This is a genomic window from Pseudomonas sp. IT-P12, from assembly GCF_949767465.1.
Taxonomy (GTDB): Bacteria; Pseudomonadota; Gammaproteobacteria; order Pseudomonadales; family Pseudomonadaceae; genus Aquipseudomonas.
In genome coordinates, this window is the sequence record NZ_CATKPY010000003.1 from 20567 (window position 1) to 47109 (window position 26543).

Annotated in this window: 21 protein-coding genes and 4 tRNA genes; 17 read left to right on the forward strand and 8 right to left on the reverse strand. The window is 61.6% G+C overall.

The annotated features are described in order from the left end of the window. Position 1 precedes the first annotated feature (1 nt). Positions 2-1984: a bifunctional tRNA (5-methylaminomethyl-2-thiouridine)(34)-methyltransferase MnmD/FAD-dependent 5-carboxymethylaminomethyl-2-thiouridine(34) oxidoreductase MnmC gene (mnmC, locus tag ACM6IM_RS01800; protein ID WP_414864012.1), complete on the reverse strand. Its 1983-nt coding sequence runs from the start codon at positions 1982-1984 to the stop codon at positions 2-4. A gap of 168 nt (positions 1985-2152) precedes the next feature. Between mnmC and pap the strand changes: the two genes are divergently transcribed. Then, positions 2153-3664: a polyphosphate:AMP phosphotransferase gene (pap, locus tag ACM6IM_RS01805; RefSeq protein WP_414864013.1), complete on the forward strand. Its 1512-nt coding sequence runs from the start codon at positions 2153-2155 to the stop codon at positions 3662-3664. Between the two features lie 113 nt (positions 3665-3777). Next, entirely contained in the window at positions 3778-4962 is a 1185-nt protein-coding gene (locus tag ACM6IM_RS01810; RefSeq protein WP_192306122.1) for a thiolase family protein, read from the forward strand. A gap of 126 nt (positions 4963-5088) precedes the next feature. Here ACM6IM_RS01810 and ACM6IM_RS01815 read toward each other — a convergent pair whose 3' ends face one another. Further along, on the reverse strand, positions 5089-5283 hold the full coding sequence (locus ACM6IM_RS01815) for a DUF6316 family protein (protein ID WP_201193057.1): 195 nt from the start codon (positions 5281-5283) through the stop codon (positions 5089-5091). A 200-nt stretch (positions 5284-5483) separates the two neighbouring features. On the opposite strand from ACM6IM_RS01815, the gene ACM6IM_RS01820 reads away from it, so the two are divergent. Further along, positions 5484-6443: a DMT family transporter gene (locus tag ACM6IM_RS01820; protein WP_414864014.1), complete on the forward strand. Its 960-nt coding sequence runs from the start codon at positions 5484-5486 to the stop codon at positions 6441-6443. Positions 6444-6545: 102 nt separating this feature from the next. Here the strand turns inward: ACM6IM_RS01820 and ACM6IM_RS01825 are convergent, their stop codons facing one another. Beyond that, positions 6546-7940 (reverse strand): class II fumarate hydratase, encoded by a 1395-nt coding sequence (locus ACM6IM_RS01825; protein ID WP_192306127.1) that lies wholly within the window; start codon positions 7938-7940, stop codon positions 6546-6548. A gap of 192 nt (positions 7941-8132) precedes the next feature. Here ACM6IM_RS01825 and ACM6IM_RS01830 point away from each other — a divergent pair, with 192 nt between their 5' ends. The 5 genes from ACM6IM_RS01830 (at position 8133) to ACM6IM_RS01850 (ending at position 12463) form a co-directional block, all read left to right on the forward strand. Beyond that, positions 8133-8654, forward strand: a complete 522-nt coding sequence (locus ACM6IM_RS01830; protein ID WP_192306129.1) for a DUF2059 domain-containing protein — start codon at positions 8133-8135, stop codon at positions 8652-8654. 13 nt (positions 8655-8667) lie between these two features. After that, positions 8668-8967 (forward strand): BolA family protein, encoded by a 300-nt coding sequence (locus ACM6IM_RS01835; protein ID WP_192306131.1) that lies wholly within the window; start codon positions 8668-8670, stop codon positions 8965-8967. A gap of 102 nt (positions 8968-9069) precedes the next feature. After that, a complete protein-coding gene (locus ACM6IM_RS01840) occupies positions 9070-10011 on the forward strand; it encodes a rhodanese-related sulfurtransferase (RefSeq protein ID WP_192306133.1) in 942 nt (313 codons plus the stop codon). Positions 10012-10014: 3 nt separating this feature from the next. Next, positions 10015-10653 carry a DsbA family protein gene (locus ACM6IM_RS01845; RefSeq protein WP_192306135.1) on the forward strand — a complete coding sequence of 213 codons (639 nt, stop codon included), beginning with the start codon at positions 10015-10017 and terminating at the stop codon, positions 10651-10653. Further along, positions 10646-12463: an ABC transporter ATP-binding protein gene (locus ACM6IM_RS01850; protein ID WP_414864015.1), complete on the forward strand. Its 1818-nt coding sequence runs from the start codon at positions 10646-10648 to the stop codon at positions 12461-12463. The genes ACM6IM_RS01845 and ACM6IM_RS01850 overlap by 8 nt, the downstream gene beginning before the upstream one ends. A gap of 1 nt (position 12464) precedes the next feature. Here the strand turns inward: ACM6IM_RS01850 and ACM6IM_RS01855 are convergent, their stop codons facing one another. Continuing rightward, a complete protein-coding gene (locus tag ACM6IM_RS01855) occupies positions 12465-16604 on the reverse strand; it encodes a hypothetical protein (RefSeq protein WP_414864016.1) in 4140 nt (1379 codons plus the stop codon). A 217-nt stretch (positions 16605-16821) separates the two neighbouring features. Here ACM6IM_RS01855 and ACM6IM_RS01860 point away from each other — a divergent pair, with 217 nt between their 5' ends. Both ACM6IM_RS01860 and ACM6IM_RS01865 read left to right on the forward strand, forming a co-directional pair. Then, on the forward strand, positions 16822-19281 hold the full coding sequence (locus tag ACM6IM_RS01860) for an EAL domain-containing protein (protein WP_192306141.1): 2460 nt from the start codon (positions 16822-16824) through the stop codon (positions 19279-19281). Between the two features lie 78 nt (positions 19282-19359). After that, positions 19360-20121, forward strand: a complete 762-nt coding sequence (locus tag ACM6IM_RS01865) for a TenA family transcriptional regulator (protein WP_207195496.1) — start codon at positions 19360-19362, stop codon at positions 20119-20121. Between the two features lie 75 nt (positions 20122-20196). On the opposite strand, the gene sugE is transcribed toward ACM6IM_RS01865, so the two are convergent. The 3 genes from sugE to rdgC all read right to left on the reverse strand — a co-directional run bounded on the left by sugE (position 20197) and on the right by rdgC (position 22583). Next, positions 20197-20511 (reverse strand): quaternary ammonium compound efflux SMR transporter SugE, encoded by a 315-nt coding sequence (gene sugE / locus ACM6IM_RS01870; RefSeq protein ID WP_192306145.1) that lies wholly within the window; start codon positions 20509-20511, stop codon positions 20197-20199. Between the two features lie 117 nt (positions 20512-20628). Then, positions 20629-21594 (reverse strand): bile acid:sodium symporter family protein, encoded by a 966-nt coding sequence (locus ACM6IM_RS01875; RefSeq protein WP_192306147.1) that lies wholly within the window; start codon positions 21592-21594, stop codon positions 20629-20631. Between the two features lie 68 nt (positions 21595-21662). Beyond that, the gene (rdgC, locus tag ACM6IM_RS01880) at positions 21663-22583 is read right to left on the reverse strand and encodes a recombination-associated protein RdgC (protein WP_192306149.1); all 921 of its coding nucleotides are present in this window, start codon (positions 22581-22583) and stop codon (positions 21663-21665) included. A 160-nt stretch (positions 22584-22743) separates the two neighbouring features. Between rdgC and ACM6IM_RS01885 the strand changes: the two genes are divergently transcribed. From ACM6IM_RS01885 to ACM6IM_RS01900, 4 genes are all read left to right on the forward strand, one after another. Beyond that, positions 22744-22819, forward strand: a tRNA-Val gene (locus ACM6IM_RS01885). 19 nt (positions 22820-22838) lie between these two features. Then, positions 22839-22915: transfer RNA gene (locus tag ACM6IM_RS01890), tRNA-Asp, on the forward strand. Between the two features lie 188 nt (positions 22916-23103). Beyond that, positions 23104-23179, forward strand: a tRNA-Val gene (locus ACM6IM_RS01895). A gap of 19 nt (positions 23180-23198) precedes the next feature. Continuing rightward, positions 23199-23275: transfer RNA gene (locus ACM6IM_RS01900), tRNA-Asp, on the forward strand. Between the two features lie 112 nt (positions 23276-23387). Here ACM6IM_RS01900 and ACM6IM_RS01905 read toward each other — a convergent pair. Continuing rightward, a complete protein-coding gene (locus tag ACM6IM_RS01905; RefSeq protein WP_414864017.1) occupies positions 23388-23792 on the reverse strand; it encodes a hypothetical protein in 405 nt (134 codons plus the stop codon). Between the two features lie 409 nt (positions 23793-24201). On the opposite strand from ACM6IM_RS01905, the gene ACM6IM_RS01910 reads away from it, so the two are divergent. The 3 genes from ACM6IM_RS01910 to ACM6IM_RS01920 all read left to right on the forward strand — a co-directional run bounded on the left by ACM6IM_RS01910 (position 24202) and on the right by ACM6IM_RS01920 (position 26543). After that, entirely contained in the window at positions 24202-24870 is a 669-nt protein-coding gene (locus ACM6IM_RS01910) for a GntR family transcriptional regulator (RefSeq protein ID WP_192306153.1), read from the forward strand. Between the two features lie 80 nt (positions 24871-24950). Beyond that, the gene (locus ACM6IM_RS01915; protein ID WP_414864018.1) at positions 24951-25757 is read left to right on the forward strand and encodes an ABC transporter substrate-binding protein; all 807 of its coding nucleotides are present in this window, start codon (positions 24951-24953) and stop codon (positions 25755-25757) included. A gap of 12 nt (positions 25758-25769) precedes the next feature. Beyond that, positions 25770-26543, forward strand: a complete 774-nt coding sequence (locus tag ACM6IM_RS01920; protein ID WP_192306158.1) for an amino acid ABC transporter permease — start codon at positions 25770-25772, stop codon at positions 26541-26543.

Here is a 26543-nt window from a genome sequence, read left to right on the forward strand (position 1 = left end):
CTCAGGCCTTGCCGCGAATCAACCGACGCAAGGCAAAACGGTTTGGATGGCACGCCTGCGCCACCGCTGTGGGCAGTGGCAGCGGTTCGTTATCGAGCCAGGCGGCGAGCAACTCGCCGGACAACGGTGCGGTCACCAACCCTCGGGAGCCATGGCCGCTGTTGACGTACAGACCTTCCAGCCACGGGCAAGGGGTGTCCGGTATTTGCCGGGCATCCTTGCTCAAGACGCTGTAGGCGTCGGCAAAGGCCTCGGCATCGGCCAGCGGGCCAACGATCGGCAGGTAATCCGGGCTGGTGCAGCGAAATGCTGCACGGCCTTCGAGCGTCTCCGGCGACAAGGCATCGGCCTTGAGACGGTTCACCAGGTCCGCCGAAATCTCTTCCAGCATCTGCAAATTGCCGGCGTGCTCGGCCGCCGTCGGTTTCAGGTCCTGGCTGTTGAAGTCAAAACTGGCGCCCAGGGTGTGTTCACCCAGGCGTACCGGCGCGACATAACCTTCGGCACAGACCACGGTACTCAGTACCTGGCTTTCAGGCGTCTGCGGAAGGCGGGTGATCTGGCCGCGAATGCGCTTGAGCGGCAGGTGGCGGGTGTACGGGAAACGCTGGATCTCGGCAGCGCCGGCCAGTACCACCACCGGGGCATCGGCCAGCAATTGTTCGCCAGACCAGGCCTGCCAGTGGCCTTGCGAGCGACGCAGTTGCAGCACATCGTGGTGGGTCAACACCTGGATATTCGGATGCGTCGCCTGCCAGCGGCATAACGCAGGCGGATGCGCCCAGCCGCCCTCGGGGAAAAACAGTCCGCCCGAGGCCAGACCGATACCGGCACACGCCTCGGCCTGTTGCTTGTCCAGCGTGTGCAGCAAATCCTGGGGAAACGCTTGCGCCAGCTGCGCCTGGCGCTCGGCTTCCTTGGCGTTGAACGCCAGTTGCAACACGCCGCAACCGTCCCAGTCCAGACCACGATGCAAGTGTTCCAACGTCCGCCGGGTGTAGCCGAAACCGCTGAGGATCAACTGCGACAGCGTGGTGCCGTGGGCCGACAACTTGAGGTACAGCACGCCTTGGGGGTTGCCCGAGGCTTCCTGCGCCAGGCCATCGCGGCGCTCCAGCAGGCTGACCTGCCAACCCCGTGCCGCGAGGCTGGCAGCCGTCGCACAACCGGCCATGCCCCCACCGATCACCAGCGCGCGGCGTTCGCCGGCCGGCGGTTGCAGGCGGGCAAACCAGGGTTTGTCCGCGGCGGGAGGCGGGACGTCCTCTGGCCAGCCAAGGAATGCACCGCGCAGGATTTCCCATTTGTGGCCGATGCCGGGGGTGCGCTTCATCTTGAAACCCGCCGCATTCAGCAGGCGCCGTACCCAGCCGGTGCTGGTGAAGGTGCTGATGGTCGAGCCAGGCGCTGCCAGCCGGGCCAGTTCGACAAACAGTTCGGCGGTCCACATGTCCGGGTTTTTCGCCGGGGCAAAACCGTCGAGAAACCAGGCGTCGATCTGTGCGTCCAGTTGCGCCAGCTGATCCAGCGCATCGCCGATCAACAGGGTCAGGGTCACCCGACCCTCGGCCAGCACCAGGCGCTGGAAGCCCGGATGGATGGCCACGTATTGGGCGAGCAACTGATCGGCGAACGGCTTGAGCTCCGGCCATAGCCTCAGTGCCCGCTGCAGGTCGGCGGCACTCAACGGGTACTTTTCGACGCTGACGAAGTGCAGTCGCGCACCGGCCACCGCCTGTTGTTCGAACAGTTGCCAGGCACAGAGGAAATTCAGGCCGGTGCCGAAACCGGTCTCGCCAATCACCAGTCTTCCGCCTGCCGGCAACGCAGCAAAACGCTCGCGCAAGGCGTTCTGTTCAAGGAACACGTAGCGGGTTTCATCCAGCCCGGACAGGTCGGAAAAATACACATCGTCGAACACCCGCGAACGCGGGAGCCCTTGGTCATCCCAGTCGAGCTGGGCGTGGGGCAGGACAGGTTTCATGGCAGGCTCGGTAACGGCAAGGGCGCCATTCTAGCCGATCGCCGGGGTTGATCCATGACCCAGCGCATGCCCGCCCTTCTTCGTGGGAGCGAGCCCCGACATTGACGGAGGTCCTGATAGGCGTGTGTTTTTCCGCTAGGCTTGTGCAATCTTGAAAGGGAGCGGTCCATGTTCGAATCTGCCGAAATCGGTCACGTCATCGACAAAGACACCTACGACGCTGAAGTCCCCGCGCTACGCGAAGCTTTGCTCGACGCGCAGTTCGAACTGCAACAGCAAAAGCGCTTTCCGGTGATCATCCTGATCAACGGCATCGAAGGCGCGGGCAAGGGCGAGACGGTAAAGCTGCTCAACGAATGGATGGACCCGCGACTGATCGAGGTCCGCACGTTCGACCAGCAGACCGACGAGGAACTGGCCAGACCGCCGGCCTGGCGTTACTGGCGGATGCTGCCGGCCCAGGGGCGCATGGGCATTTTCTTCGGCAACTGGTACAGCCAGATGTTGCAGGGCCGGGTCCACGGCGTGTTCAAGGACCCGCGACTCGACCAGGCCATCAACGGCGCGGAGCGTCTGGAGAAAATGCTTTGCGACGAAGGCGCGCTGATCTTCAAGTTCTGGTTCCACCTGTCCAAGAAGCAGATGAAGGCGCGGCTCAAATCCCTGGCCGACGACCCGCTGCACAGCTGGCGCATCAGCCCGCTGGACTGGCAGCAATCCCGGACCTACGACAAGTTCGTCAAATACGGCGAGCGCATTCTGCGCCGCACCAGCCGCGACTATGCCCCTTGGCACGTGATTGCCGGCATGGACCCGCGTTATCGCAGCCTGGCGGTCGGCAAGATCCTGCTCGAAGGCCTGCAGAGCGCCTTGAAAAGACCTGACATCCACCCGGATAAAGTCAGTGCCGCGCCGTTGGCCAGCAGCGTCGACCGGGTCAGCCTGCTCGACAGCCTGGACCTCACCCAGCGTCTGGAAAAGGAGGATTACGAAGAGCAGTTGATCACCGAACAGGCGCGGCTCTCCGGGCTGATGCGCGACAAACGCATGCGCCGCCATGCCCTGGTTGCGGTGTTCGAAGGCAATGACGCGGCGGGCAAGGGCGGGGCGATCCGTCGGGTGGCGGCGGCGCTCGATCCGCGGCAATACAGCATTGTGCCCATCGCTGCGCCGACCGAGGAGGAGCGGGCGCATCCCTATCTGTGGCGGTTCTGGCGGCATATTCCGGCACGGTCCAAGTTCACCGTGTTCGACCGTTCGTGGTATGGCCGGGTGCTGGTCGAACGTGTCGAAGGCTTTTGCAGTCCTGCCGACTGGCTGCGAGCCTACGGCGAGATCAACGACTTCGAAGAGCAGCTCGCCGATGCCGGCGTGGTGGTGGTCAAGTTCTGGCTGGCCATCGACAAGGACACGCAGATGGAGCGCTTCGAAGAACGCGAACAGACCCCGTTCAAACGCTTCAAGATCACGGAAGACGACTGGCGAAACCGCGAAAAGTGGGACGCCTACCGGGCGGCGGTCGGCGACATGGTCGATCGCACCAGCACCGAGATTTCCACCTGGACGCTGGTGGAAGCCAACGACAAGCGCTGGGCCCGGATCAAGGTGTTGCGCACCCTCAACGAAGCCCTGGAAGCGGCCTTCGAAAAGTCCGACAGGCACGGGAAAAAACACAAGTAGTTCAAGGGGCGGGCCGATGGTGACGCATACGCCGGGTGAATGATTGTCGCGGGCGGTGAGGGCTGGACTTATGCTCGGTCCACTCTCAACCGACAACAACAATGAGGTATGCCATGCGTGAAGTGGTGATCGTCGACAGCGTGCGGACCGGCCTGGCCAAGTCCTTTCGCGGCAAGTTCAACCAGACCCGCCCGGACGACATGGCGGCCCATTGCGTCAATGCACTGCTGGCACGCAGCGGCATCGACCCGGCGAGCGTCGAGGATTGCATCGTCGGCGCCGGCTCCAACGAAGGCGCCCAGGGCTACAACATCGGACGCAACGTCGCGGTGCTGTCGCGCCTGGGCACCGGCACCGCCGGCATGACCCTCAACCGGTTCTGCTCCTCGGGCCTGCAGGCGATTGCCATCGCCGCCAACCAGATCGCCTCGGGGTGCAGCGACATCATCGTCGCCGGTGGGGTCGAGTCCATCAGCCTGACGATGAAAAGCGTCAACACCGACAACCTGATCAACCCGTTGCTGAAGGAACAGGTGCCGGGTATCTACTTCCCCATGGGCCAGACCGCCGAAGTGGTCGCCCGCCGTTATCACGTCAGCCGTGAAGCGCAGGACCTGTACGCCCTGCAAAGTCAGCAGCGCACCGCCCAGGCGCAGGCGGCCGGGTTGTTCGATGACGAAATCGTGCCGATGGCGGTGAAATACCGTGTCGAGGACAAGGCCACCGGCCAGGTGCAGATCCTCGACGGCGTCGTCGATCGCGATGACTGCAACCGCCCGGACACCACCCTGGAAAGCCTGGCCGGGTTGAAACCGGTGTTTGCCGAAGACGGTTCGGTCACGGCGGGCAACTCGTCGCAGCTGTCCGACGGTGCGTCGATGACGCTGGTGATGAGCCTGGACAAAGCGCTGGAGCTGGGCTTGAAACCGAAAGCGTTTTTCCGTGGATTCACCGTCGCCGGTTGTGAACCGGACGAGATGGGCATCGGCCCGGTATTCTCGGTGCCGAAACTGCTCAAGGCCAGGGGATTGCAGGTCGCCGACATCGACCTGTGGGAACTCAACGAGGCGTTCGCCTCGCAATGCCTGTATGCCCGTGATCGGTTGGGCATCGATAACGAGAAGTACAACGTCAACGGCGGTTCGATTTCCATCGGCCACCCCTTCGGCATGACCGGTTCGCGTCAAGTCGGGCATCTGGTTCGCGAGTTGCAGCGACGCCAGTTGCGTTATGGCATCGTCACCATGTGCGTGGGCGGTGGGATGGGGGCTACCGGGTTGTTTGAAGCGGTGCGCTAGTCATTCACCTGTGTAGCGAGCCTTCGAGCACCTCGCGAGCAGGCTCGCTCCCACAAGGATTCGGCAAATGCTGATCCACTGTGGGGGCGGGACCGCTTTGCCGGTGGCGGTCATCGACGTCCGGGTCTAGCGCCCGGCACTCAGACGCTGCATCCGTCCGATGTACGCCTCGATCTCGCGCTCGGCCTGCTCCATGCTGTCAAAAGGCCCCTCCAGGGTGTTCTCCCGGGTGCTGAAGTACAACTCCCCGTTGACTCGACACACCCGGTCACTGCGAAAGTGCGTGGCGGGAGCGTTGTCCTGGGCGCGCATGCCGTACATGGCGGTCTCCTGAAGGTAAATGGCTGCCATCAGCTTATGCATGAACCGCTTGCAGTGCCTGGCGACCCGATCGACGGCAATCGCCAATTTATCGTTGCGACCCGCACAGTTTCATTCGCGTCGGCTCGCCAACTGTCCCTGTGTGCCATCGGCCGCTGCGCCTAGAATGGTGGTTTCTGCCATCTGGCCCTGAGGTACGCATGCACATTTCATCCGGTCGCTGGGTGTACGGACTGTTCCTGGCCCTGTTGACCGCGCTGTTGTGGGGAATCCTGCCGATCAAGCTCAAGCAAGTGCTGCTGGTGATGGACCCGGTGACGGTCACCTGGTTTCGACTGATGGTATCCGGCAGTTGCCTGTTCATTTACCTGGCGGCGACCCGACGCTTGCCCAGCCGCAAAGTGCTCGGGCCGCGCGGTGGCTGGTTGGTGGCGATGGCGGTGTGCGGGCTGGTCGGCAACTACGTGCTGTACCTGATGGGCTTGAACCTGCTCAGCCCCGGCACCGCGCAACTGGTGGTGCAGATGGGGCCGATCATGTTGCTGATCGCCAGTGTGTTCGTGTTCAAGGAGCGGTTCAGCCTGGGGCAGGGCATTGGACTGTTGGTGCTGTTGATCGGCTTCGGACTGTTTTTCAACCAGCGCCTGACCGAGCTGCTCACTTCGCTGAGCGACTACACCGCCGGCGTGCTGCTGGTGTTGCTGGCGTCCACGGTCTGGACGTTCTACGCCCTGGGACAGAAGCAATTACTGACGGTGTGGAATTCGTTGCAGGTGATGATGGTGATCTATCTGTTCTGTGGGCTGCTGTTGACGCCGTGGGTCCATCCGCTCGAAGCACTGCAACTCAACCCTCTGCAAGGCTGGCTGCTGTTGGCGTGCTGCATGAACACGCTGATTGCCTATGGCGCGTTCGCCGAGGCTTTGGCGCATTGGGAAGCCTCACGGGTGAGCGCGACGCTGGCAATCACACCGCTGGTGACCTTCGGGGCAGTGGCCGTTGCCGCCTGGGTATGGCCCGATTTCGTGCAGGCCGAGACGATCAATGGCCTGGGGTATGGCGGGGCGGTGCTGGTGGTGTTGGGGTCGGCGCTGGTGGCCTTGGGCCCGTCGCTGATCACCGGGCTGCGGGCGCGGCGTGCGCGGATGGCGGCCGGCTAGACCGCGTTGCTGCCATCGCGAGCAGGCTCGCTCCCACAGGTGACTTCCCCCACCTGTAGGAGCGGGCTTGCCCGCGATGGCAGTGTGTCAGACGCTGAACAATCAGCCCTTGGCCCCAGCCTCCAGCATATTTTCCGGTCTGACCCAGGCATCGAACTCTTCATCGGTCAGATACCCCAGCTGCAACGCCGCCTCGCGCAAGGTCAGCCCCTCGGCATAGGCCTTCTTGGCGATTTCCGCCGACTTGTCGTAGCCGATATGCGGGTTCAGCGCGGTGACCAGCATCAGCCCGCGTTCCAGGTGTTCAGCCATTTTCCCGGCATCCGGCTCCAGCCCGGCAATGCAATGCTGCTGGAAGTTGCTGCAGCCATCGCCCAGCAGGCGGATCGATTGCAGCAGGTTGTGGATGATCACCGGTTTGAACACGTTCAGTTGCAGGTGCCCCTGACTCGCCGCGAAACCGACGGCGACATCGTTGCCCAAGACCTGGCAGGCCAGCATCGACAGCGCTTCGCACTGGGTCGGGTTGACCTTGCCAGGCATGATCGAACTGCCGGGTTCGTTGGCCGGCAACTTCACCTCGGCGAAACCGGCACGTGGGCCGGAACCCAGCAGGCGCAGGTCGTTGGCGATTTTCATCAGGGTCACGGCGAGGGTTTTCAGCGCGCCCGACAGGGTGGTCAGCGGTTCATGGCCGGCCAGCGCGGCGAACTTGTTCGGGGCGGTGACAAACGGCAGGCCGGAGAGCGCCGCCAGTTCGGCGGCGATGGCTTCGGCGAAACCGTGTGGCGAGTTCAATCCGGTGCCGACCGCCGTGCCGCCCTGGGCCAGTTCACAGACGGCCGGCAGTGCGCTGCGGATCGCCCGTTCGCTGTAATCCAGCTGTGCGATGAACCCCGAGAGTTCCTGGCCGAAGGTGATCGGCGTTGCATCCATCATGTGGGTGCGACCGGTCTTGACCAGCTTCATGTGGCGCGCGGCCAACTCCGCCAGCCCGCCGGAAAGTTCGCTGATCGCCGGCAGCAAATGCTGCTGCACCGCCTGGACGGCCGCAATGTGCATGGCGGTGGGGAAACAGTCGTTGGAGCTCTGGGAGCGGTTGACGTGATCGTTGGGGTGCACCGGCGACTTGCCGCCACGCGGGTTGCCGGCAAGTTCGTTGGCACGCCCGGCGATCACCTCGTTGACGTTCATGTTGCTCTGGGTGCCACTGCCGGTCTGCCAGACCACCAGCGGGAACTGGTCGTCGTGCTGGCCGTCGAGCACTTCGTCGGCGGCCTGTTCGATCAGGCGGGCGATATCGGCAGGCAGGTCGCCGTTGCGATCGTTGACTCGCGCCGCGGCTTTCTTGATCAGCGCCAATGCGTGCAGCACCGCCAGCGGCATGCGTTCGTTGCCGATGGCGAAGTTGATCAGCGAGCGTTGCGTCTGAGCGCCCCAGTAGGCTTCTTCCGGGACTTCAACCTGGCCCAGGCTGTCGGTTTCGATACGGCTCATCGTGCTCACTCCTGAAGGTCCAATTGCGCAGTTTAGGCCGTGCATGCCGGCCGTGGTTCCATCGGTCTGGTTTTCGACCATTCAACCCTTCTAAATCAGGCGCGGCAAGGCTTGGGGTTGAGTGACACACTTTTTTAGGCGCAGAATGGTCGCCCTTGGGGTTTTACCTCGCCTGCTAGAAAAGGAAACTCGATGACTCGTCTTCGTGCCATCTGTACCGCGGTTGCACTGGTTTGCGCCAGCGGCCCTGTTTTTGCCGATACCGCCAGCCACAATGCCAGTGCCGAGGCTTTCCTGACCCTGGCGCACGCTGACAAGCTCGGCACTCCGGTGTACATGCAAGTGCAGCAGATGTTCGCTCAACGCTTTGCCCAGACCAAAGCGCCCGAGTCGAAAAAAGCCTTGCTGGAAACCTACCAGGCCAAGGCCAACGCCGCGCTGGACCAGGCCATTGGCTGGAACAAGCTCAAGCCGGACATGGTCAAGCTCTACACCACCAACTTCAGCGAATCCGAGCTGAAAGACCTGGTCGCGTTCTACCAGTCGCCACTGGGCAAGAAAGTCCTGGAAAAAATGCCACAGCTGACCCAGCAATCGGCCCAGATGACCCAGGCCAAGCTGGAAAGCGCGGTGCCGGTGGTGAACAAGCTGCTGGCCGACATGACGGCCGAGCTGGAGCCGAAGGCTGCCGCTCCTGCCAAGAAAAAGCCTTGAGCGGAGCCCGGGCATGACCATGCAACAACGCATCGAATCGACGTTGGGCCTGCTACAGCCCGACTACCTGCAAGTGCTGGATGAAAGCCACATGCACAGCCGTGGGGTGCAAACCCATTACAAGGCGGTGGTGGTCAGCCAGCAGTTCGAAGGACTCAATCGCGTCAAGCGCCACCAGAAGGTCTACGGCACGCTCGGCGAGCTGATGGGCGAGTTCCATGCGTTGGCGCTGCATACCTATACCCCGCAGGAATGGGCACAGATCGACACGGCTCCGGCCTCGCCGACCTGCGCTGGCGGCAGCAAGCATTGACCCCTGGTTTTTTGCTAGAATCCGCAACGCGCCGCTGACCCGGCGCGTTTTTTTTTGAATCCGGTTCACCCCTTACGAGGGTAGCCACCTGGAGAATCACCCATGACACAACAGATTGTCGTGGCGGCACTGTATAAGTTCGTCACCCTGGAAAACTACGTCGAGCTGCGCGAGCCCTTGCTGCAAGCCATGGTCGACAACGGCATCAAGGGCACGCTGCTGATCGCCGAGGAAGGCATCAACGGCACCGTCTCCGGCAGCCGCGAAGGCATCGATGGCCTGCTGGCCTGGCTCAAGAACGACCCGCGCATGATCGACATCGATCACAAGGAGTCGTACTGCGACGAGCAGCCGTTCTACCGCACCAAGGTCAAGCTGAAAAAAGAAATCGTGACCCTGGGTGTCGACGGTGTAGACCCGAACAAAAAGGTCGGCACCTATGTCGAGCCGCAGGACTGGAACGCGCTGATCAGCGATCCCGAAGTGCTGTTGATCGATACCCGCAACGACTACGAAGTGTCGATTGGCACCTTCGAAGGCGCCATCGATCCGAAGACCACCAGTTTTCGTGAATTTCCCGACTACATCAAAGCCAACTTCGACCCGGCCGTGCACAAGAAGGTCGCGATGTTCTGCACGGGCGGCATTCGCTGCGAGAAGGCTTCCAGCTACATGCTCAGCGAAGGCTTCGACGAGGTCTATCACCTCAAGGGCGGCATTCTGAAGTACCTCGAAGAGGTGCCACAGGAAGAAACCAAATGGCAGGGCGACTGCTTCGTCTTCGACAACCGCGTGACCGTGCGTCATGACCTCAGCGAAGGTGACTACGATCAATGTCACGCCTGCCGCACGCCGGTTAGTGTGCAAGACCGCGCATCCGAGCACTATGTGGCCGGTATCAGTTGCCCGCATTGCTGGGATAACCTGAGCGAGAAGACCCGGCGCAGCGCGATTGACCGGCAGAAGCAGATCGAATTGGCCAAGGCTCGCAACATGCCTCACCCGATCGGCTACAACTACAAGCAAACCCCTTCCGAGGCCTGAACCATGTCTGCACGCCGCCTGCTCTATGTGATGGACCCGATGTGTTCCTGGTGCTGGGGCTTTGCGCCAGTGGCCAAAGCGCTGGTCGAGCAGGCACAGGCGGCCGGTGTGGAAGTACACCTGGTAGTGGGCGGCTTGCGCACCGGTAGCGGCTCGGCGCTGGAACCAACCACCCGTCGCTATATTCTCGAGCATTGGCAAGCGGTCACCGAGGCCACGGGCCAACCGTTCAAGACCGAAGGTGCGTTGCCCGAAGGTTTTGTCTACGACACCGAGCCGGCCTGCCGTGCGCTGGTCACCGCACGCAGCCTGGCACCGGATTGCGCATGGACACTGCTCGGCCTGATCCAGCAGGCGTTCTACGTCGAGGGTCGCGACGTCACCCACGCCAGCGTGCTGGTGGAACTGGCGGAACAGGCGGGCGTGCCGCGCATCGAGTTCGCGGCCGCGTTCGACCGGGCCGACATGCACACGGCGACGGCCGCCGACTTCACCTGGGTCCAGGACCTGGGCATCGCCGGCTTTCCGACCCTGCTGGCCGAACGTGACGGCCAACTGGCCTTGCTGACCAATGGTTACCAGCCCCTGAGCGTCCTGTCACCGTTGCTCGGCCGCTGGCTGGAGCGCGCCGCCTGTGCATGACCGGCACGATGAAACAGCCGCCACCAGGCGTGTCGATCGACTGAGCTGGGCGGAAATACGCCGCCTGGCCCTGCAACACAAGAAAGCCCTGTGGATCGCCAATGGCGTCGCCTTGCTGGCGACGCTGTGCAGTGTGCCCATCCCCTTGCTGCTGCCGTTGCTGGTGGACGAAGTGCTGCTGGGGCACGGCGACTCTGCGCTGAAGGTCATGAACCACCTGCTGCCGCAGGGCTGGCAGAAAGCGGCGGGGTACATCGGCCTGATGCTGCTGGTGACCTTGTTGCTGCGCTGCGCGGCCCTGTTGTTCAACGTGGTGCAGGCCAGGTTGTTCGCGGCCCTGGCCAAGGACATCGTGTACCGCATCCGCACCCGGTTGATCGAGCGGCTCAAACGCATCTCACTGGGCGAATACGAAAGCCTGGGCAGCGGCACCGTGACCACGCACTTGGTGACCGATCTGGATACCCTGGACAAATTCGTCGGCGAAACCCTCAGCCGTTTCCTCGTGGCCATGCTGACCCTGGTCGGCACCGCGAGCATCCTGATCTGGATGCACTGGAAACTGGCGCTGCTGATCATGCTGTTCAACCCGCTGGTGATCTACGCCACGGTGTTGCTGGGCAAGCGGGTCAAACATCTGAAGAAGCTCGAGAACGACAGTACCTCGCGATTCACCCAGGCGCTGACCGAAACCCTCGATGCCATCCAGGAAGTCCGCGCCGGCAACCGCCAGGGCTTCTTCCTCGGACGCCTCGGCCAGCGTGCACGGGAAGTGCGGGACTACGCCGTGACGTCGCAATGGAAAACCGATGCCTCGAACCGGGCCAGCGGTTTGCTGTTCCAGTTCGGCATCGATATCTTCCGTGCCGCCGCCATGCTCACGGTGTTGTTCTCCGACCTGTCCATCGGCCAGATGCTCGCGGTATTCAGCTACCTGTGGTTCATGATCGGTCCGGTGGAGCAATTGCTGAACCTGCAATACGCCTACTACGCGGCCGGTGGTGCGCTGTCGCGGATCAACGAATTGCTGGCCAGGGCCGACGAGCCCGAATACCCGGGCGGTGTCGATCCGTTCGTCGGTCGCGAGACCGTCGGCATCGAAGTCCAGGGGCTGAGTTTTGGCTACGGCGACGAACTGGTGTTGAACCAGATGAACCTGTCGATTGCCCCCGGTGAAAAAGTCGCGATCGTCGGTGCCAGCGGTGGCGGCAAGAGCACGCTGGTGCAATTGTTGCTGGGCCTGTATACGCCACTGGCCGGAACGATCCGCTTCGGCGGATCGACCCAGCAGGAAATCGGCCTGGAAACCGTGCGGGAAAACGTCGCCGTGGTCCTGCAACACCCGGCGCTGTTCAACGATACCGTGCGGGCCAACCTGACCATGGGCCGTGACCGCAGCGACGAAGCCTGTTGGCAGGCCCTGGAAATCGCCCAGTTGCACGCCACCATCCGCGAGCTGCCCAATGGCCTGGACAGCGTCGTCGGCCGTTCCGGCGTGCGTTTGTCCGGCGGCCAACGGCAGCGGCTGGCGATTGCGCGAATGGTGCTGGCGGAGCCCAAGGTGGTGATTCTCGACGAAGCCACCTCGGCCCTGGATGCCGCCACCGAATACAACCTGCACCAGGCGTTGGCGCGGTTCCTGAGCCAGCGCACCACGCTGATCATTGCCCACCGCCTGTCAGCGGTGAAGCAGGCCGACCGGGTCCTGGTGTTCGACGGCGGGCAGATTGCCGAGGATGGCGACCATCAGCAACTGATTGCCGATGGCGGGTTGTACGCCAAGCTCTACGGGCATTTGCAGCAGTTGTAGGTCATTGCCACAGTACCTGCAGGGCGTCGGCGGCGCCGTCATGACCGAACGCCTTGATCACCACCGAGCAGCTGTTGCACGGCGGCATGGTGGTGGCCACGTCGACCGAGGCCAGCAGGTTGTTCTGCGGGTACTTTTCCCGGAGTGTGCTGATCAGCTTGGCTTCGCTGTCCAGGGAGGTCGGGCGGCGGGTCATCTGCGGTGTGTAGGCATCGATGTCCTTGATGGTGTGGGGAATGGCCAGTACCTTTCCATCGCTTGAGAGGTTCAGCGACGTTCGGGGGAAGGTCTGGCCGAAGTCGACATTGAAGTAAGTGGTGCCGTTGACGATCACCCCATCGGGCGGAAAAGGAGCCTTGAACAGCGGCAGCTCTCCGGTGAGTCCCAGTCCTCCCGACACACTGACATAGACCTCGCGTTTGCCCTCAGCGGTGAGCACGTCCGCGAACGCAATGTTCCTCGGATTCTGCGATTGAAAATTGGCCGGGAGCAGCGCCTGGAACCTGTCCATGGCCTTGTTGATCTTCAAGTCACTGTTCCTCTCGACGGTGATGGTCTTTTCGCTGAACAAGGTGTCGAAGATCTCTGCGGTCCGTTGGCGAAAGGTGTCCGAAGCGTTGCGGCTGCGGGACCAGGAGGCCGCGCCGTCCGCCAGCTGGGTCACGATCATTCGCGTTCGATGGTCGAACAGCACCGCTTCGCCCGGACTGGTGTCGACCTTGAGCCACTTGAGCCCGTCCGGCGGGTTGGCGTGACCGCCAATGGGAATCGCAATGTCGTCCATGGTTTTCATCGCACGCTCGACGGCGCTTGCGCCATGAATCCTGGCCATGTTGTTGGCGTTCAGGGAGCCGGTGTAGACGGTCTTCAATTCGTCGGCAAGGTCAGCGGGCAGGGTTTGTGCCGTGTGCAGGGTCAGCGGTGCGAAGACGCCTGTCCCTGCACGGCGCTCGGCGACATAGAAATCTCCCGGGCCCAGGCGGGTGAAGACATAGTGCTTGGGCTCATTGAGGGCGGGGACGACGATGGCGCCTGTCTCCAGGCTATCGAAACGGTTGCCGCGGCGGATCCGCACCTTGATCCGTCCGTAGATGCCTTTCTGGAACAACAGGCGGGCATTGAGCCGCTTGTACGTGCGCAGGGCATTGAGCAGCAATGGCCGCGTTACGAAAGCCGGCGTATAGACCCTGTCGCCGAACCACTCGGCAAAGCCCTTGCCCGGGTCATGGCTGCCAGGGGGCGGCGTCGGTGCCGGGGTGTGGGTGACATAGCGGGTAGTGCAAACGGTGTCGGGGCCGTCCATGCGCCGTGTCCGGCAGGGGAGGTGCTTGTAGATCGACTGATCGTCGATCAGGTCGGCACGGCGCAGTTGATCGCCGTCCAGGCGATAGGGGATGTCATCGATCAGCAGCGTGGTACGGCCATCGACCTCAAGCAGTTCACGGACGTGGGCGTGGCCTGGTACCTCTACCAGGGCGTGGGATTTGGTCGCGGGCAGCATATTGAACGTCGAGCGCCCTTGCCTGAGGTTGTCGGGCTGCCGTGGCCCGTAGGGCAGGGACGTCACCGGGTCGACAAGGTGCAAGCGTCTGCCACCCGATGTGCTGGTGTTGCGCACGAGCACGTCATCGATGCCGTTGATCGTTGCCAGTTGATCGCCATTGGACAGCGGTCTCCAACGCCCCGGGTCGCTGACCTGGTAGAGGTGGTCGGCCAGGCGATAGTGGTCTGCCGAATGTCCGATCAGGTGCTTGACGCCTTTTATGCCCAGTCGACCGAGGGTGAAGAGCGAACGGCCGATACCGCTGAACGTCGATTTCAGCAGTGACGGAATGCCGTCCAGCGGGTTCAGGTTTCGCAGCGAAGCGGTGAAGAGTTTGCGGGTCAGCGTTGAATAGGATGGCAGGGTCGCCTTGACGGCCATGCGCGAAGCCCCGCTGCCGAGCCTGGCCAGGCGCATCGAGCCGGAAATGAATTTGCCGATGGGCAAGAAGAATGACGCCAGGTCGAACACCAGTCCCACCCCGCCGATGACCTTCGTCTCGATGTCGTCCGACATCAGGTCCTCGATGCTGCCCCAGAAGGGCGCGAACGCTTTGACAGTGGCAATGAACGTCTCCCGACGCTGCTTGCCCTCGGCCCTGAGGGTGTCGAAGGCCGTCAGGCCGCGGGCCTGCAGACGCAGATGATGTTCGTCGACGAACAGATACTTCGCTGCAATGCGCTGAGCGATCGCCTGCAGTCTCGGCGTCAGTGCCATGGCTTCACCGATCACAATCGAGTCGGCGGGAACCGTTGCCGGGATGTGCGCCATGCTGTCGAGGCAGCCTACGCAATACGCCCTGGCGGCTGGCACCCTGCCATGAACGTGGGCAGACCAGTCCAGCAGGAGCGTTGTGCTCAGGTTCTGCTCAGGGGCGTAGTTCTGGTTGGGAATCGAGGCGTGCAGGGGAAACTCGGTGCGTACGCCATTGATGGTCGAAAACCTCAAGGTGGTTCGCTGGCATATGAAGCCTGCACTCGGGATCACCTCGTAATAGGTGATGATGTGCGCGTGGGTCACCTTGAGCAGGAAACCTTTCCTGGCCCGGACCACCTCCGATTGACCATTTTTCTTGAGGGTCTGTCGCAACCCCAGCACGTGCACGTCACCCTGTTCCAGCGCCCGGCGTTCCGCCAATGGCAATGAAGCCAGCAGGCTGGCGATCAGGGGCTGATAGGCTACCCGCAGGGTCGAGAGGTGCTGCTCAAAGGCGGTGGAAAACTGCGCGTTGATATCCGGCAGTAGCTTGCCGGAAGCAATGGCAACGTCCCCGTGGAACACCGTTCTGTACTCGCCTTGAGGATCCAGGCGTTCCGAGTGGGTCGTTCGCTGGCTGTCGACCCGGAAGGTCTGCCGGGTGGGCGTGGTCCCGTCGGACTGCGTGACGGTCCATCTTTGTCCATCATCGAACTGGCCGTCCACGTAGACGTCGAGAAAACCGTGGCCCGGCAGTTTCAGGGTTGGCACATCCCTGGCGCCTGCGCGGTCCGCAGGGGGGAGGGCGAGCAGCCGGTGGCCGTCGGTTTCGAAGGCCTTCGCCCCCCACAGTTCATCCTTGATCCGCTTGGCCATTTGCAGTCGATCCGGCGGGCGCTCATCCAGCCGCTGCACGGCGTCGCTCAACTGTTCGCTCTGGGCCTCCAGCGCTTCCAGGGCACGCTGAATGTCCTGCGCGTCGTAGTCGGACTGTGCTTTTGCAGTCACCAGTCCCATGCAGACCGCCCATTGCAGTGCTGGACCGATCCTCAGCCGGGTGATGGTTGCAAGCTCTGGCGGCGATGCGCTGGCACTGTGTTCCAGGGGCAGATTGATCAGCGTCTGGAAGGACAGCGGGGTGGCTCGGTCCAGGCCAAGCTCGTCGGCCAGCAGCACACCGTGCATGAAATTCACCCACACCACCGAACTTCTGTAGCGCAGATCGGGCGGAATGTCCGGCACCGAGAAGTCCTTTGAGAGCCAGGTCTGCAGCACTTGCGCCAGGATGACTGATTCCTGGGGGGTGGTGGCCCATCGAACGCGCAGCAGATGCTGCTCGAAATCCTCGCGCAGCGCGTTGTAGCTTTTGCCCCAATGGCTCGGATCCGACCAGTTGAAGCCGGCGAATGCGTCGCTCCGGTCCACTGACGTCGAGTGCAGATAAAAATAGAGCGCCTTGCACACCAGCAGGTACCTGACGCTGACCGGTGTCTGCTCGCCAGGACGCGCACCGTACCACCTGAGCGCTTTGAGCAGGCGGTCCGCCAGATCCTGAGCGGGCTGCGCATCGAGTATCTGTTTGAGGTAGACCGAAGGGCGGGCGCGCAATGCTTCCTGTGAGACGGATCCCAGGGTGTCGCGCGACAAATACCCGATCAACGAAGGCTTGCCGTCCAGGAAGGTCTTGACGGTCTGGACCAGTCGGGTAAGGGTTTCCGTTGTCAGATCGAGATCGAGTCCGGGTGACGTACGCGCGAGCGCTTTGTGGCGTCTTCGATCCCGGGCTGTGGGGGTGAGGAGCCATGTGTCTATATCCGGGCCGTTGTTCAGGCCCAGGGCTTGCCTGGCGCACATTTCTTCGGTGGTGGGTGAATCAGATGCAGTAAAAGGGCTCGTTGGCATGTCGCACTCCTTATAACGCTTTCCCCTCCTGCATGGGAGGAAAGCCGGGCGTGCAGTACATCGGTTTCGAAATGCGCTCGGGTGGTACATATCTACCTTCCGCGCGTGCAGGGCGTGGGCGCAGATCCGTCGCTTGCCGGAATTGAAAACGCCCCCTAGTCTTGCGGTAGCGATTTCGTCCGGAAGACGATCAAGCAGTGCTTAATAAAGGGACCTCATGAATCAAGCGCGGACTCTCGGAACGCCACGGTTGCTGGGCATCGTATGGCCTTTTATTGCCGTGGTGCTGTTTCAGGCGCTGTTGGGCGGCGTCAGCCTTTATGTTCTGTCGGCGGTGCGCGGTTATGTAGCCGGTGAAAGCCTTTGGTCGAAGGGCCAGAAAGACGCGATCTATTACCTCAATCTCTACGCCGACAGTCGTGACGAGACGATCTTTCATAAATTTCAGAATGCTATCGCTGTGCCTCAGGGTGGCCATGAGTTGCGCGTGGCGCTGGATCGTCAGCCTCCTGACATCGAGGCCGCACGGGTGGCGATTCTCAAGGGCGGCAACCACCCGGATGACGTTTCCAGTCTGATCTGGCTGTACCTCAATTTTCGTCACTTCAGTTACCTGGAAAAGGCCATAGACCGTTGGACTGTGGGGGACGCTTACCTGGTCAAGCTCGATGAAGTTGCCCGGGAGATGCACCAGAACATCACCGCTGCTCAGGCCTCCGACGCTGACATTCAACGCTGGAAGGCGCAGATTTTTGCCATCAACGACGAGGTCACACCGGCGGCGAGAGCGTTCAGCGATGCATTGGGGGAGGGCTCGCGGGTCATTCTTCGCCTGTTGCTGATCACCAACCTTGCCACCGCCCTGGGCCTGATCGTCCTGGCCCTGATGCGCACCCATAAGCTGCTCAAGCAACGCCATGCATTTGCCGACGCCTTGCAGTTGGAGAAAGATCGGGCACAGATCACCCTGCAATCGATCGGTGACGGTGTGATCACCACGGATGTGGCAGGTGCCATCACCTACATGAACCCGGCGGCCGAGGCCCTGACCCACTGGAAAGCCGAACAGGCCAGCGGCCTGCCCCTGGCTGCGTTGTTCAATGTGCTGGACGAAAACGCCCAGGCCGAGGGCTTCACACTGATCGAACGCATCCAGAGCGGCCAGCTCACCGGCGGCAGTGAACACTCCAAGCTGATCCAGCGCCTGGATGGCAGCACGGTGTCGGTCACCCTGGTGGGGGCGCCTATCCGCAATGCCGGCAAAGTCAGCGGCACGGTGCTGGTCCTGCACGACATGACCCAGGAACGGCAGTACATCGCCAACCTGTCCTGGCAGGCGACCCACGATGCCTTGACCGGCCTGGCCAATCGCCGCGAGTTCGAATATCGCCTGGAACAGGTGCTGCACGGTCTGACCCGACTGCCAGCGCGCCATGCGCTGATGTTCCTCGATCTGGATCAATTCAAGCTGGTCAACGACACCTGTGGTCATGCCGCCGGGGACGAGCTGCTGCGGCATATCTGCGCGCTGTTGCAATCGGGTTTGCGCGAGGGCGACACCCTGGCCAGGCTCGGCGGCGACGAGTTCGGCATCCTGCTGGAGAATTGCGCCCCGGAAGCGGCGGAAAAAATTGCCGAGAGCCTGCGTCAGACCGTGCAAAACCTGCATTTCGTCTGGAAAGGCCGACCATTCGTCACCACCGTGAGCATCGGGCTGGTCCACGTCAACCAGCACCCGACCACCCTCGAAACCTCACTGCGCGCGGCTGACATGGCGTGCTACATGGCCAAGGAAAAGGGTCGAAACAGGGTTCAGGTGTATCACGCCGATGACTCGGAACTGTCCCTGCGCTTCGGTGAGATGGCCTGGGTCCAGCGTCTGCACATGGCGCTGGAGGAAGACCGCTTCTGTCTGTACGCCCAGGAAATTGCGGCCCTGGGGCAGGCCGAACAGGGCAGCGGCCATATTGAAATCCTGTTGCGCCTGCATGATGAAGCCGGTCGCATGATTCTCCCTGACAGTTTCATCCCGGCCGCCGAGCGTTATGGCCTGATGAGCTCCCTTGATCGCTGGGTCGTGCAGAACGTATTCAAGATCATTGCCCAGTGCATCGCCGAGCGAAACAAGGGGCCATTGGCCATGTGTGCGATCAATCTGTCAGGCAGCACCATCGGAGACGAGGCGTTCCTCGATTTCCTGCGTGAGCAGTTCGTGGCCTACGCGATACCGCCTGAAATGATTTGTTTTGAAATCACTGAAACCAGCGCAATTTCCAATCTTGGCAGCGCAATCAGATTTATCAACGAGCTCAAAGGCTTAGGTTGTCATTTTTCGCTGGATGACTTTTGTGCCGGAATGTCCTCATTCGCTTACTTGAAACATTTGCCTGTAGACTTCCTGAAGATCGACGGGAGTTTCGTAAAGGATATGCTGGACGACCCGATTAACCGCGCCATGGTCGAGGTGATCAATCACATCGGCCATGTCATGGGTAAGCGTACGATTGCCGAGTTTGTTGAAACGCCCCAGATCGAGCAGGCATTGCTGGAAATCGGGGTGGATTACGCTCAAGGGTATGTCATTGAGCGCCCGCATCTGTTTACCTGCGATAGTCTGCAATGTCGTCCTGCCAGGCCTCAACCTTTGCTGTTCAAGGCGCCTGGCACGTTCCGTTGAAATCTCTCGCTGATCCTTACAATCACAATCAGAAGGAACCCGACAGTGATCGACTCATTCAACCGAACCGGACCCCTCATGGAAGCTGCAAGTTACCCCGCCTGGGCTCAGAAACTGATCCAGGACTGCAGCGAGAGTAAACGCCGGGTCGTCGAGCACGAATTGTACAAGCGCATGCGCGATAACAAGCTCAGCGCCAGGACCATGCGTCACTACCTGATCGGTGGCTGGCCGGTGGTAGAACAATTCGCGCTCTACATGGCCCAGAACCTGACCAAGACCCGCTTCGCCCGCCATCCCGGCGAGGACATGGCGCGTCGCTGGCTGATGCGCAACATTCGTGTGGAACTGAACCACGCCGACTACTGGGTGCACTGGAGTCGCGCACATGGCGTCAGCCTCGAGGACTTGCAGGCGCAGCAGGTTGCGCCTGAACTTCACGCCCTGAGCCACTGGTGCTGGCACACCAGTTCGGCGGACTCGCTGATCGTCGCTATTGCCGCCACCAACTACGCCATTGAAGGCGCGACCGGAGAGTGGTCGGCGCTGGTCTGTTCGACGGGCGTGTATGCGGCGGCGTTTCCCGAGGAGGATCGCAAGCGGGCCATGAAGTGGCTGAAGATGCATGCCCAGTATGACGACGCCCATCCTTGGGAAGCGCTGGAAATCATCTGCACGCTGGCCGGGATGAACCCGAGCAAATCCCTGCAGGGCGAGTTGCGTCAGGCCATCTGCAAAAGCTACGACTACATGTACCTGTTCCTGGAGCGCTGCATGCAACTGGAGCACACGGAAAAGACTTCGGTGACCCGTGAGCGCATGGCACTGGCCGAAGGCTGATCAGCCAACGCCACCCTGAAAAAAGCCCGCCCCTCTATGGACAGAGGGGCGGGCTTTTTCATGAGCGAGCGTTGCTCAGGTACTGATTTTCAAGCCGATCAGCCCGGCCACGATCAACGCCACGCTGGCGAGCCTGAACAGCGCCATGGACTCGCCAAACAGGATGATACCGGCGATGACCGTGCCGACGGCCCCGACGCCGGTCCAGATCGCATAGGCGGTGCCCAGCGGCAACTCCTTCATGGCCAGGCCCAGCAGGCCCAGGCTGATGGCCATGGCGGCCACGGTCAGGGCGGTGGGAAGAGGGCGGCTGAAGCCGTCGGTGTATTTCAGGCCGACCGCCCAGCCCACTTCAAACAGGCCGGCAAAGAATAGAATGATCCAGGACATGACAGACCTCCATCGATGACGGGGTCGTCCCCAGAGTAATGACTCGAATGAGCCGCAAGGTCGTCCTCGCGTTGCGCCATAGAGTGCCCATCATTAAACCGGGGATCAAGCGTGGACTCAGTCCGTGGCCTGTTGCCCTGCGGTGTCGCGATCCTGCTTCTCGCTCATCCGGCGGAAATACGTCGAGAGCAATGCCCCGGAAATATTGTGCCAGACGCTGAACAGCGCACTGGGCACGGCCGCCAGCGGCGAAAAGTGTGCGCTCGCCAGCGCGGCGCCCAGGCCGGAGTTCTGCATGCCGACCTCCAGGGCCAGGGACTTGCGCTGGGCCAGGGGCAGCTTGAACAGGCGCCCGGTGAAATAGCCCAGCAGGTAACCGAAGCTGTTGTGCAGCATCACCACCGCCATGATCAGCAGGCCGGACTCGGCGATTTTCGCCTGGCTGGCCGCGACGACTGCCGCGACGATGATCACGATGCTCACCACCGACACCAGCGGCAGCACGTCCACTGCGTGGCGAACCCGGTCACCGAGCAGACGCTGGGCGACCACGCCGAGCACGATCGGCAGCAGCACCACTTGCAGGATCGACCAGAACAGCTCCATGAACGAGACCGGCAACCAGGCCGAGGCCAGCAGCCAGATCAGCGCCGGCGTCAGCAGCGGGGCGAGGAGAGTGGTGACGGCGGCGATGGCCACCGACAGCGCCAGGTCACCACGCGCCAGCCAGGTCATCACGTTCGACGAGGTGCCGCTTGGGCAGCAACCGACCAGAATCACGCCAACGGCGATTTCCGGTGGCAGGTGGAAAGCCTGGCAGAGCAACCACGCCACGCCGGGCATGATCACGAAATGAGCGACAACCCCCAGAGCCACGCGCCAGGGATGGCGGGCGACTTCGGCGAAGTCTTCGAGTTTCAGGGTCAGGCCCATGCCGAACATCACCAGCCCCAGCAGCGGCACAATGGCGCCTTTCAGGTTGATGAACCACCCGGGTTGCAGGAACGCCACCACGGCGAAAATCAGGACCCAGTAAGCGAAGGTGTTGCCGACGAAGCGACTCAATGCAGCCAGTGCACGCATGGCCTGTTCCTTATTCAGTAAGCATCAAAACCTAGTGGGAGCGGGTTTGCCCACTCCCACAGCAAGCGCTAGATCCCCTGCGGCATCTCTTCCCCACCCAGCGCTTCCACCAGTGCCGGCAGGAAGTCGCCGAAGGTCAGCATCATCAGGGTGAAGCTGGCGTCCAGCTGGCCGAGGGCTTCGTCGCCACCGTCCTGTTCCGCCTGGTCCTGCAGCAGGTCTTCGAACTTCAGGCGCTTGACCACCATCTTGTCGTCGAGGACGAAAGACAGTTTGTCCTGCCAGGCCAGCGACAACTGAGTGACCACCTTTCCGGTGCTCAGGTGCAGCTGGATTTCTTCGCTGGTCAGGTCCTGGCGCTTGCAGCGCACGATGCCGCCGTCTTCGTGGGTGTCGCGCAGTTCGCATTCGTCCAGCACGAAGAAGTCGTCTGCGGCTTTCTGAGTGGTGACCCACTCGGTCATGATGGCGGTCGGGGCCATCTTCACGGTCAGCGGACGTACCGGCAGGGTGCCGATGACTTCACGCAAGGTCGACAGCAGGTCTTCGGCGCGTTTCGGGCTGGCCGAGTTGACCAGGATCAGGCCCTGTTTCGGCGCGATGGCGGCGAAGGTCGACGAGCGACGGATAAAGGCGCGAGGCAGGAAGGCCTGGATGATTTCATCCTTGATCTGGTCGCGTTCCTTTTTGTAGACCTTGCGCATTTGCTCGGCTTCGATCTCTTCAACCTTTTCCTTCACCGCGTCACGCACGACGCTGCCCGGAAGAATGCGTTCTTCCTTGCGCGCGGAAATCAACAGGAAGTCGCCGCTGACGTGCACCAGAGGCGCATCCTCACCCTTGCCGAAGGGCGCGGTGAAACCGTAGGTGGTCAACTCCTGGCTTGCACAGGGACGCGCCAGTTTGGTGGCCAGTGCAGTTTCCAACGCCTCGGCATCAAAAGGCAGATCTTGGGTCAGGCGATAGATAAGCAGGTTTTTGAACCACATGGGGCGAGTCTCTCCTTTATACAAAGTGGGGCATTATTCTCTTCGTGGCGCCATAGGCCAACCCTTCTCTAAGCCTTTGGAAGGCCTGAAAAAATTATTTAAAAAAGTGCTTGCCAGAGGTGGGGCTGCTCCGTAGAATGCGCGCCACACCGAAAGTGAAGGGTGATTAGCTCAGCCGGGAGAGCGTCTGCCTTACAAGCAGAATGTCGGCGGTTCGATCCCGTCATCACCCACCATTCGCTTCCAGTGTTACGCGCAGCGGTAGTTCAGTCGGTTAGAATACCGGCCTGTCACGCCGGGGGTCGCGGGTTCGAGTCCCGTCCGCTGCGCCATATTCGGTTACCTGGAACACTGAACGCCAGGTCACCAACGAAAAGCCCGCTGATGCGGGCTTTTTTTCGCCTGTTGTTTCTGCAGGTCGTATCGGATCACGGGTTTTCAGATTTTTTTGAGATATTTATCAATTAAATCAACACATTATGAAAATCTGTGGCACAATGCGCCCCGCAACGAAGGTACAGGGTGATTAGCTCAGCCGGGAGAGCGTCTGCCTTACAAGCAGAATGTCGGCGGTTCGATCCCGTCATCACCCACCACTTGCTTTCAACGCTACGCGCAGCGGTAGTTCAGTCGGTTAGAATACCGGCCTGTCACGCCGGGGGTCGCGGGTTCGAGTCCCGTCCGCTGCGCCATATTCGGTCACCTGGAGCACTGAACGCCAGGTCACCACGGAAAAAGCCCGCTTTTTAGCGGGCTTTTTGCTGTCTGGCGTTTGGCGTTTTTCGCGTCGCCGCGCCGCCTGTTTCAGAGCGTGATCGACGTGGCCGGATAAAACAGCACGTTGAGCACGAACAGGATCATCCAGAAGCCGATTTCCAGCGTCTCGGTGATGGGTTGGATGCGTTTGATCGCGCCGTAGACATGCACCACGAACATCAGGCTGAACACCACGAAAAGCAAATCGAAGGCATAGCTGAAGTACGTACCGGTGCTGGCCGAGCGCAGCATCGCCACTTCGATGACCAGGATGAACGCGCCCAGGCAGCGGCCGAAATAGATCGCCAGATGCGGGTGCTCGGGAATCGTCCAGCGCATTGCACGGGCCCAGGCAAGGGGCGCGATGAAAATCGGCAGGGCGAAGAACAGCGTCGTACAGGCCATCAAGAGGGTGATGTAATAGTGACTGTACTGGGCGTAGTAACCAAGCATGTGGGAACTCCTTTTCGTTGAGGCTGCCGATCCGGCGCACCGGCGCAGGATTGCAGCCGCACAGCGCAGCGTCCAACGCAAGATGGCTACTTGAGACCAAAAGACAACGGGCTCGGGTACACCGAGTTAATACGGAAGTCGCGGTACGCCTGACATGCTTTTCGCCACGCTAAATCCTTACCTCCAGGTGTTACTTCGATACCGTTCTGCACCCTTTTGGAACCTCGTTTTGAGCCATTAGGTAGCAATCGTCACCTGTTCGGGGCGGGCGCACCCGTTCACCTTCGCGCCAAGATTGTTCATATAAATCATTTAAATCAATTGTTTGGGCCGCTCGGTCGACGCCTGGCACGCATTGTGCTTTTTGCATCCGTGGATAATTGGATACAAAAATTCAAAAGGTGCCGCCATGCAATTCGCTCCCGCTTTCGTTGAACGTCAGCCCCTGACCGCCGAGGAAGAGGCCTACAACTTTCTCCTCGAAGCGATCTGTTGCGGCCGTTACCGCAAGGGCGACCGGCTGATTGCCGAGGACATCGCCGGTGAAATCGGGATGAGCCGCATGCCGGTGCGCGAAGCGTTTCGCCGCCTCGATGCACAGGGTCTGGTCACGCTGCGGCCCAACCGTGGGGCGATCGTCAGTGGCCTGGATATCGACGAATTGCACGAAGTGTTCGAGATGCGCAGCGCTCTCGAAGGCCTGGCCGTGCGGGTGGCCGTGGCCCATATCGGCGAGCGCCAGCTGGCGGCGTTGGAACGCCTGCTCGACGAAATGGATGACTACCGCGACGAAAGCGCCGAATGGGTCAGCCGCCACCGCAAGTTCCATGAATACCTGTGCAGCCTCAGCGGCCGGCCCCGGCTGCTGAAGCAGATTTCGGCCCTGTATTCGCTGATCGAGGCGCCCATGCGCCTGTGGTTGCAGCACGTCGACAAACCCCTGAGTGCGCGCCAGGAGCACGCCGTGATCCTCGATGCAATTCGCGCTGGCAATGCCGAACAGGCCGAGGCGGTGGTGCGCGAGCACATCGAAGGCACAGTCCCGGAGCTGATCAAATTCCTGCAAACAGAAAAATAAGCCTCGAAGCGGGCCTGAGCCCGACCCTGTTGTGACTTTGAGTACTGCCCCCGTTACTAACCGAACTGGAGTGTCTGGTCATGCACAAAACAAGCGCCTTGCTTGCCGCGGTATCCCTTGGACTTTGCGCACAGTGGGCGCTTGCTGCCCCCGTGGTGCCGGAGCGATTACAGACGGTCGACAAGCTCACGTACTGCTCGGGCATGGATTCGCCGCCTCTGGTGTCGTTCGACGAGGCGCAGAAGCCCAAGGGCCTGACGGTCGACCTCGGCGAGGAAATTGCCAGGCGCCTGGGCAACAAGCAGGTGACGTGGCGGGTGATTCCGTTCTCCGGGTTGCTGCCGGCGCTGCTTGCCCGGCAATGCGACATGATCGTCGACCAGTTGTTTGACAAGCCCGAGCGCCGCGAGGTGATCGACATCGTCAATTACATGTATTCGAGTCAGGCGGTGGTGGTGCCCAAGGGCAACCCGAAACACATCAGGACGCTGGACGATTTGTCCACGCACAAGGTGGCCGTGCTGAACGGCTCGACCATCAAGACCCTGCTCGACGCACAGAACGACACCCTGGCCAAGGCGGGCAAGGCACCGATGAAACTGGTGGTCTACAACACGGACACCGACGCCTTCCAGGCCTTGCGCATCAACCAGGTCGACGCCTACGGCACCACGGTGGAAACCGCCGGTTACTACGCGGCCATGGCCCCGGATCTGTTCGAGGAAGGGGTGCCGGCGTTCAGCCGGATTCTCACCGGCCTGGGTATTCGCAAGGACGACCCGCAACTGACGGCGGCGGTGCAGCAGATCATCGGCGACATGCGCAGTGACGGCAGCTACACCCGACTGCTCGCCAAATGGCATGTGGACAGCGACAAACTCGACTGAGGCGTGCCCCTGATGAATTTCAATTGGGATGTGTTCTGGCAGTACCTGTTGCAACCCAGCGGGGTCTACCTCACCGGGCTCTGGCTGACGTGCCTGATCAGTGTGCTGGCGATGTTGATGGGCTGTGCGCTGGGGCTGGTGGCGGCGCTGATGCGCTTGTCACGCAACCCCTTGCTGCACCTGCCGGTGCGCTTTTACGTGTGGCTGATGCGGGGGACGCCGCTGCTGGTGCAGATTGTCTTTCTCTACACCGCGCTGGCTGCGGGGGGGATTTTCCGCTTCGAGGACCTGGAGCTGTTCGGGCTGGTGGTGCCGGGCAACATCCAGGCGGCAATCATCGCCCTGGGCCTGAATGAAGGCGCCTACATGTCGGAGATCATCCGTGCCGGGATCGGTGCCGTGGACAAGGGCCAGTACGAGGCCGGGCGCTCGCTGGGCATGACCTTCGGCAAGCTGATGCGGCGGATCGTACTGCCGCAGGCGTTCCGGGTGATCGTTCCACCGCTGGGCAACGAATTCAATGTGATGCTCAAGAACACCACCCTGGTCAGCGTGATTGGTGTGCAGGAGTTGCTGCTGAGCACGCAGATGGTGACCTCGGCGACCTTCCGCGTGTTTGAGCTGTACCTGGTGGTGGCGATCTATTTCCTGATGCTGACCACGCTCTGGGGCTTCTTCCAGCGATGGCTGGAAACTCGCTTCGGCCAGTCGGACCGGCCCTCGCCGCCGCCTGCCAGCAGCCGCATGTTCGGCCGCCAGACCCTGAAACTGCTGCGGGGACGCTAA